Below are 7,354 nucleotides of genomic sequence, written 5' to 3'. Positions count from 1 at the left end.
CTCCAGAACGTCGTGACTTCGCTGTTAAGATCGTGCCCAAAGCTGGCATAGATATGATTGCGCCAGTAGTAGAACACAGACCAAAAGGCGTTATCAGGAGCGCGTAGCCAGGTTAGAACACCAGTGAGTGCTATCACCGACCAAATGGCGGCGTAGACTAAGGTGTTGTTGACTTGAAAGAACATCCGAATGGAGTGAAAAGTAATTTGTCCGCCACGGGTAAAGTGGTTGCCGGACGCGCGTTTAGGTCTAGGCATAGTGGTTCCTTGAGAGTTAAATGCAGTACTTTTTATATAATTACCTGCGTATGCAGATGAGCTGGTTTAGATTGGAGGTCAATTATGTGGACGAAGAAAGGTCATCTAACAGGGCAGAAAAAGTCCTTCAAGCTTGAAGATATCTGGCGAATTCGCACTAGGCTTGAAATCGACCTTGCTCAATCTCGCTATCGATTGCAAGTTACGTTCTTGTGACTTACTTAGAATGAAAGTGAGGGATATCTCTTCTGGTGGTGCGATTCAAGATCGCGTGCTTTACAGCCAGAGGGGTACAGTTTGAGCTCACTTCACGCACTGCACAGCCAACTCTCTGCACCAGACTCTATTTTCCCAAGTCCTCGAAGGCAGGGTAAAGCAATTAGTTGTAGCAGTTACGCCACCATCATTTTCCGCTGGGTAACGGAACTCGGCTACGATCCCTATCTCTATGGTACCCACTCGATGCGCCGTACCAAGGTGACGTTAATTTAGGCGAGAACCAAAAACATTCGCGCTGTGCAACTATTACTTGGCCATGTTAAGTTGGATAATACCATTTGCTATTTAGGCGTAGAAATTGAGGAGGCTCTGAACATCTCTGAGGGGATAGACTCATAGTAAGGTTGCGTTATATTACGAACACGTATGAAAGTTAGGAGGTTCAAATGACAGCAGTTGATCGCGTTTATCAAAAGATAAAGCGCTCCAGACGCTATGTTTTTGAGCGCAAAGACTTTGATGTAGGTTTCACCCATTCGCCACGAGCCAGATACGGGCTTATTTCTACACCTCGCTCTGTGCTCTAATACTGGCGTAAATTTGATAACCCAACGATTAATAGTGGCCTGATCCACAACGACTCCGTGCTCCAATTGTATCTCTTCAATTTCACGATAACTGAGTTTATAGGCGAGATAATAACGTACGGTTTCGAGAATAACTTCAGAGGGGAAGTGGCAACCTTTAAACATTGAGATTCAGAGTATTAGGTAAAGATTGAGTAAATCTTAACCGACAACGCAAAACTTTGCGACAAAACCCATCATGTCGTACGGACATTGTTTATTTAGATATTCCATGTATTCTACTTAATGACCATCTTGCGGCTTTAAATGTTCCATTTCATTGAATATGTAGTCATTCAATATCACACGTTTGAAAAGTAACTTTCGCGTAACTTCAGGGACATCTACTTCGTTACACACGGATTCAAACTCTTGGGTAATCGTAGAAATTTGAAACCTAATAATTTCTTCTGCTTTTTCAGCCTTAATATTGAAACTTGGTGCTGCTTGCATACAAAGTGATAACAGAGATAAATTAAGATTTTCGAAGATCTTCATTCCATGACTCGCCTCCCCACCTGTACGGTTTTGTGGACAAATATCATAAGCCGGTGACAGGGATATTTTCTCCCCTTCTACAAAGAAAGCATGATTTCGAGCATGGTCATCCGTATTACCGATCAGTACATTAAATACCATCCGTGCAAATAGCTCTTGGCTATCAGAGGTAAAATCGATGCAATACTGCTTCATATTGTTCACTAGGTCTGCGTAAGATGCCTCTCTAGCCCATGTTTCATCTAAGCCTAAAACTGTCAGCCCGGACACCATTGAGCGACGACACCAAACGTCACCAACTAACGCTCTATCAAAGCGTCTTACAAGAAGAACATCTTTTCCTAATACTTTTTCAAAAATAACTTCGGCAACATTGAGTCCTGCTAACTTGGCAAGCCTCATTGCTACGTATTCTGATTGTACAACTTCGTAAGTATCATTTGATGCTGAAAACTTAGTAATATACTTAGCTTCATTACCAGTGATCATCGCTTTCGGGCGAGCACCTCCGAGGGATGTACCATGCATAAGTGCTCTATCCAAATCCGAAGAGATTTCCTTACCTTGACCGACGATTTCAGACGCATTGTATAATTCTTCAAGAGTTGCCGCATCAGTAGAACGATCAAAATACTCAGTGGCCGATTCTTGAAAATCGAGAGAACCGATCCGATCTGAAGCGGAATGCATCAAATACGTCATTTCGCCTAACTCAGCATCGTAGTCTTTGCCCATCAACCGAGAATTAATGACCCTACGTCCCCAAGCATCTGGAGCTGCATCACGCAAGCAAGAGAATATAGGCATACCTTGAACTGGTTCCTTAGTACCAGCAGAAAGCGGTAATTCATTTGAGTAAATTGGTTCTGCATCTGAACGTTTCAAGTAAGACTGACCGTACGTAAAATGTTGGCCAGTTTCATCAATAGTGAGTCTACCTGCTACCACAGGCTCTGATTGTCCTTTAAGCCATTTCCAAACGAAGCATTGATTACTAGAAGTCATCATCTAAAATTACCTTTTTCCTTCTTACTCGATTAGGCAGTAATGCCTCAATTTTCGCATTTGTTTTACGTTTAATAGCAAACTGGTTTTCATCGGGTTCAAATAAAGGAACACCTAATACCCAAGCAGTTTCGAAGTAGAGTCCGATACTTACAGACGGATCACCTTTAAGAATCTTTATCATAGTGGGCTTAGATACCCCAACTCGGGAACAAGTCTCTTCTACAGTGATTTTCTTTTCCTTACGCTGGATTGTAAGCATCGTGGCAAAATGAGTTAGTGCGGCACTAGCAACAGTGCTAACCTGAATGTTACCTCTTCCCATAGTAAATCAACCTTTACCGTAAATATAATAAGGTAAATATTAATTTACCAAAATTTAAATGTCAAAGTAATAGGTTAGAAATAATTATAGTAAAACCTATTTTACTATAAAAACCTTAAAGTGAATTGTAGTTTACAATAAAACAGTCATTGAAATGACTGCAATGAAAAACAGAGATCCTGTCTGAACTCTCTATTTAGTTATTGCTTTACCACACTTTGGTCGAGTAGACGACACCTGAGAAGCTTTTGGACAAAACCTTCCAATTACAGTCAACGATGCGAAATATTTATGCATTTAATGCAGGAGTGCATTCATTGTTAATGCAGCACCTTTCATTCTATTAAACAGCTACAAACTCAAGCTTGCTCTCATTATTGTTCAGTGTACAATATAGAATTGCACACTGAACAATAGAGTAAAATCATGAATGCCAATACGATAGCAAACAAATACCTTGAAGCACTTGAAGAAGCAAACATTGAAAAAGTACTATCGCTTTTCACGCCAGATGCGTTGGTGAGTTCACCACTTTACGGTGAACGTAAGGCAGCAGACTTTTATCCTGAATTGTTTGAAGATACGAGCAGTTCAAAGCTAACCTTGAAGGGTGTAATGGAAGGGAAATCAACTCGTGACTGTACAGATTTGATATCTATCTGGTTCTACTTTGACTGGACACTTGCCAATGGTGAACCTGCACCTTTTAATGTTGTCGATGTGTTAGAAGTCGACAAAGGTAGCCGCTTGATTACCAAATTAAATATTGTTTACGATACTTTTAACATTAGAAGTTCGTTCAATCTGTCTAAAAAGCAGACCTCCCTTTAGCAAGTACTTTATAGATAGCGGTACCTTTATGAAAAGAAAAGCAAATACAACACCTCTCTCTAAGGAAATTATAATCGAGGTAGCACTGAATCTTATTGCGGAGAAAGGAATCGATACGTTTAGTATTCGAGACGTAGCTAAACGGTTAGATACCTATCCAACAGCTATCTATTGGTATTTTAAAAACAAAAACACACTGTTAGGTGAAATTGCAAATACAGTGATGTCTAGTGTCACACCTAACTACGGTAACCTGGATTGGCACGTCTGGTTGACCCTGTTATTCCAAAACTACAGAGGTGCAGTAAAACACCATCCCCACATCGCAGATTTGATAGGAGGGCGACTTCTGGCAAATGCGTATCAAGATCCTAGATTGCTAGATGGAATTATAGCTGCTCTTTTGGATGCAAATTGTCCGCCGTCTCATATAGTCCCTATGTACAACACAGTAATTGCATCAATGTGTGGTTTCGTAACCATGGAGTTCGGTCATTTACCGCTAGATAATGCGGATGAATGGGAAGCTAAGTTAAGAGGGGAGGCTAAGAAGGTAGAAAATAGTGAGTATCCAAACTTAACTCGTTTTCTACCTCAAATGATGAATGCTTCTTTCATTTTACGCTGGCAAAATGGCTATGACAAACCGATGGATGAGAGTTTTAATAGGTATGTTGATGTTTTTATAGATGGTTTGAAACACCAGATTAACGCACTAAACGAGATGCCATAGCAGGAATTTTATACCTTATGGTAACGTTAATTTCAGAAAGCATTGTGCTTAACTATGCACCTCATGAAGCCAATAAGACACTTTTGAGTTAGAAAGTGCCACGAGTCAAAATTCAGGTCTATGAAGCCTCTGGACAAAAATGAGCTGGAGTATTCACTCGCAACCGCCTTCTTCGGATAACTTAAATTTAGGGAAACTATCAATTAGCTTAGTAAGCTCATCAATCACATCTTTAGAGCTATGTGGTTAATGAGATAGAGGAGGTAACCAACTTAGACTTTTTTCAGCATAGTGCCCCTACAACTGGGAGTGTAGCCAAAAAGCAGCAGTAGGCATCGGAAGGTTAGCTAATAAGCTGCTCTGAAATACCTTTGAATGAGGCAAAACAGGTATCAAAGTCATGTGGTTCTGTGTTGTACACCATTGGGGCCACAAACGCGTCAAAACGTTTACGAAACTCCTCGTTAGCTTCTAGCTCTTCTAATCCCAGCTTTAACTCATTACGTGGATCGTCGACAAACTCCTGATGTTGATTTCCATATCGCTCCTTGTCTTCTTCCAACACGGTATCAAACATCGGCTTTAACACGTCCATATCAATCGTATGCTCTGCGCTAATGCAGTGAACATCGTAGATGTGACGAACCAATGTTTCGTCATCCTTACGCTTTGGATCACGCTTGACTGACATGGTGCGGCGTAACATGGAAAGCACTTTTTCAACCAACGTCGAATCAATGGAAATACACGACATAGCGCTTACTTCGGCAGGTTGCGTGTAGCTCTGTGCTACCAGCGATGAAATAGAGCGAGATTCAACGCCTTGAAGTTCAATGGTTTCGATGAGCTCAAGTTTGACATAAGGTCGTAGACACGGTGCTTGATGGTATTGTTGCGGGTACTCTATTTCGATTTCGACATAGCGATACTCATCGCGTACCGTTTTATCACTGTAATTCAGATAAGGGTGCTCAACTAACCTCGCAATGAGGTGTTCGACTAACGCCTTACGAGCTCTTTTCTTCGCACCTGTGCCCTTGTCGAGAAATTTCTGAGTTGGAATCAATTTTATGTCGACGTCTTCAGACATACGCAGGATCTTAATGTTGGACTTAGCCAAAGCTGTTCCACCTGAAAAAACGAGCCGGTGGTGCTCACTTTCCACGTTTTCCAACATGGCAAGCAGTGACACCACCCAATAGTCCTTTTCTGTGATCGATGGGTTACCTAAGTCGAGGGCATCAGAGACTTCAAGAAACTGCTTTTTTAGTTTTGGTATGCTCATTGTCGATTATTCAATACTCTATTACCAACCTTAAGGCTGCGGTTGAAATGCTTAGAATCCCACGTGTATCTGATAGACGCTGGTATTTGAGTGGACTGTCCATTGATGCTCTTCAATGACATGGCATCCATCTCAAAGTCTACACCGCGCAATTTTAGGACCTCACGCATAATTGCGTCAGTACCACCGGGGTTCATTGGCATCGGTTTATTAGTTAGGCTGTTGATCGTTGACTTGGTGTATAAGCCATATCCGATTTTCATCAGTACACCTTTATCCACAAGTTTTTTCAAGACACGACCAATTTGGTCATAGCTCGCATAGTTGTCGAAATCTTTCCGTTCGAACACATAGCGGCGAGAGCGTTTTATCTTTTGATAAATACGGTCAGTTGCTGTCATAATTCACCCTCCTACATAGTGCTTAATCGTAGTATACTTGAGCCCATCGTTATTTGAAATATTTACGGCATCCATTTAAGAGAAAATACGACGTGCATATTTTTATTATCAACTTATAATTATGTTTTTATTTGATTTTTTTCATTTACAAATTAACGACCTGCTTTAGGATTTATAAGCGACCTAATTCTAAATTTAACCTTTATATTGGAGTAAATGGCTATATAGCGCGTGACTACCGAATGAAGCTCATGTGTACTCACTGACAGGAGAGGAATTATTAGTCTTGGGCCTTTTTTGACCTGTAACCTCGTTCGTAAGGTTTTAAAACGATCAGTGAGCAACACTTTTGTATTGGTTGGTTGTACGCTCAAGGATCGAGCTTCTACTGCTGCCTTTACTTAAAACGCCACTAATTATTGTGTACTTAACTTTACATTAAAGGCATGAAATAAATTGAGCCCAAAAGTAGCTTCTGAAAATGTTGCGAACATCAGCCATAACACGTCTTGGGGCAGATCTTAACTAGCAGGCACTTTGAGAGAAAAGTGCCACGTGTATAATTTCAGCTCTATGAAGCCTCTGGACATAAATGAGTTTCGAAGAACCAAGTATTAGCAAATCACGAATTAGCATAAGTATGGAAAGTCACTAAGCTCACTGTCCAGTATTGTTTTTACACAAATCTGACATTGATGAATGCCATAAGCTATCGATATAAACATCAATATATTGTATTATTATATCCGTATTTATACTTATTAGGATTTTCTATGTTGATTCACGAATTTTCGAATAAGGACGTTACCGCTGAGCATGTAATTTTGGCTCAAGCAATACTAGCAGGGACTGCTCAAGGTGATAAAAGTAAAGCACAGCGCTTTATGATTTTTGTAAATGAGATTCCAGATGCGCCGACTGTGCAAAACCTGATTCCACGCTTTAGTCAATTTATGAAGCGCTTTAAAGCCAGCTGACATTCAGAATACGTTACACAGGGATGTGTAATTAAGATCACCAATTCCCCCCTAAACACTACCTACTTATAAACTCTATCTGACCCTATGCTCGCTCTACATCTAGCCATTGTTGTCGGAGGACAATAGAGTTTGATCAATTTTAAAAACGTTTCTGGACAGAAATGAGCTAGAGCTACGTATCCGCCCCATGAACC

Annotated in this window: 7 protein-coding genes and 3 pseudogenes; 5 read left to right on the top strand and 5 right to left on the bottom strand. The window is 40.7% G+C overall.

Annotated features, from left to right (window positions below; all coding sequences use genetic code 11):
• Nucleotides 1-257 (bottom strand): annotated as a pseudogene (locus AB4589_RS21295) (type IV conjugative transfer system coupling protein TraD); the annotation flags it as partial.
• An 84-nt stretch (nucleotides 258-341) separates the two neighbouring features.
• Here AB4589_RS21295 and AB4589_RS21290 point away from each other — a divergent pair.
• Together AB4589_RS21290 and AB4589_RS21285 are read left to right on the top strand one after the other, a co-directional pair.
• Nucleotides 342-875: pseudogene (locus tag AB4589_RS21290) on the top strand (integrase).
• Nucleotides 876-922: 47 nt separating this feature from the next.
• Nucleotides 923-997, top strand: a pseudogene (locus AB4589_RS21285) (S-adenosylhomocysteine hydrolase); the annotation flags it as partial.
• A 348-nt stretch (nucleotides 998-1,345) separates the two neighbouring features.
• Here AB4589_RS21285 and AB4589_RS21280 read toward each other — a convergent pair.
• Nucleotides 1,346-2,608, bottom strand: a complete 1,263-nt coding sequence (locus tag AB4589_RS21280; RefSeq protein ID WP_372101644.1) for a type II toxin-antitoxin system HipA family toxin — start codon at nucleotides 2,606-2,608, stop codon at nucleotides 1,346-1,348.
• The gene (locus tag AB4589_RS21275; protein WP_017100095.1) at nucleotides 2,595-2,930 is read right to left on the bottom strand and encodes a helix-turn-helix transcriptional regulator; all 336 of its coding nucleotides are present in this window, start codon (nucleotides 2,928-2,930) and stop codon (nucleotides 2,595-2,597) included. Before AB4589_RS21275 ends, AB4589_RS21280 begins: the two co-directional genes overlap by 14 nt.
• A 426-nt stretch (nucleotides 2,931-3,356) precedes the next feature.
• On the opposite strand from AB4589_RS21275, the gene AB4589_RS21270 reads away from it, so the two are divergent.
• On the top strand, nucleotides 3,357-3,761 hold the full coding sequence (locus AB4589_RS21270; RefSeq protein WP_017100096.1) for a nuclear transport factor 2 family protein: 405 nt from the start codon (nucleotides 3,357-3,359) through the stop codon (nucleotides 3,759-3,761).
• A 28-nt stretch (nucleotides 3,762-3,789) separates the two neighbouring features.
• On the top strand, nucleotides 3,790-4,494 hold the full coding sequence (locus AB4589_RS21265; RefSeq protein WP_017103707.1) for a TetR/AcrR family transcriptional regulator: 705 nt from the start codon (nucleotides 3,790-3,792) through the stop codon (nucleotides 4,492-4,494).
• A 343-nt stretch (nucleotides 4,495-4,837) separates the two neighbouring features.
• Here AB4589_RS21265 and AB4589_RS21260 read toward each other — a convergent pair whose 3' ends face one another.
• The gene (locus AB4589_RS21260) at nucleotides 4,838-5,773 is read right to left on the bottom strand and encodes a nucleotidyl transferase AbiEii/AbiGii toxin family protein (RefSeq protein WP_372101645.1); all 936 of its coding nucleotides are present in this window, start codon (nucleotides 5,771-5,773) and stop codon (nucleotides 4,838-4,840) included.
• A 2-nt stretch (nucleotides 5,774-5,775) separates the two neighbouring features.
• Nucleotides 5,776-6,180: a DUF6088 family protein gene (locus AB4589_RS21255; RefSeq protein WP_017103705.1), complete on the bottom strand. Its 405-nt coding sequence runs from the start codon at nucleotides 6,178-6,180 to the stop codon at nucleotides 5,776-5,778.
• A 773-nt stretch (nucleotides 6,181-6,953) separates the two neighbouring features.
• Between AB4589_RS21255 and AB4589_RS21250 the strand changes: the two genes are divergently transcribed.
• The gene (locus AB4589_RS21250) at nucleotides 6,954-7,157 is read left to right on the top strand and encodes a hypothetical protein (protein ID WP_004736343.1); all 204 of its coding nucleotides are present in this window, start codon (nucleotides 6,954-6,956) and stop codon (nucleotides 7,155-7,157) included.
• The last annotated feature ends 197 nt before the right edge of the window (nucleotides 7,158-7,354 follow it).

This window comes from Vibrio sp. 10N.222.49.A3 (assembly GCF_041475145.1).
Classification (GTDB): domain Bacteria; phylum Pseudomonadota; class Gammaproteobacteria; order Enterobacterales; family Vibrionaceae; genus Vibrio; species Vibrio tasmaniensis_A.
Note: the sequence above shows the minus strand (reverse complement) of the source record. Positions and strands in the feature narration are given on the sequence as shown.

Coding starts and splice junctions, on each gene's coding strand:
- AB4589_RS21250 (WP_004736343.1), top strand. CDS start 6,954: ATGTTGATTCACGAATTTTCGAATAAGGACGTTACCGCTGAGCATGTA.
- AB4589_RS21275 (WP_017100095.1), bottom strand. CDS start 2,930: ATGGGAAGAGGTAACATTCAGGTTAGCACTGTTGCTAGTGCCGCACTA.
- AB4589_RS21270 (WP_017100096.1), top strand. CDS start 3,357: ATGAATGCCAATACGATAGCAAACAAATACCTTGAAGCACTTGAAGAA.
- AB4589_RS21280 (WP_372101644.1), bottom strand. CDS start 2,608: ATGATGACTTCTAGTAATCAATGCTTCGTTTGGAAATGGCTTAAAGGA.
- AB4589_RS21255 (WP_017103705.1), bottom strand. CDS start 6,180: ATGACAGCAACTGACCGTATTTATCAAAAGATAAAACGCTCTCGCCGC.
- AB4589_RS21265 (WP_017103707.1), top strand. CDS start 3,790: ATGAAAAGAAAAGCAAATACAACACCTCTCTCTAAGGAAATTATAATC.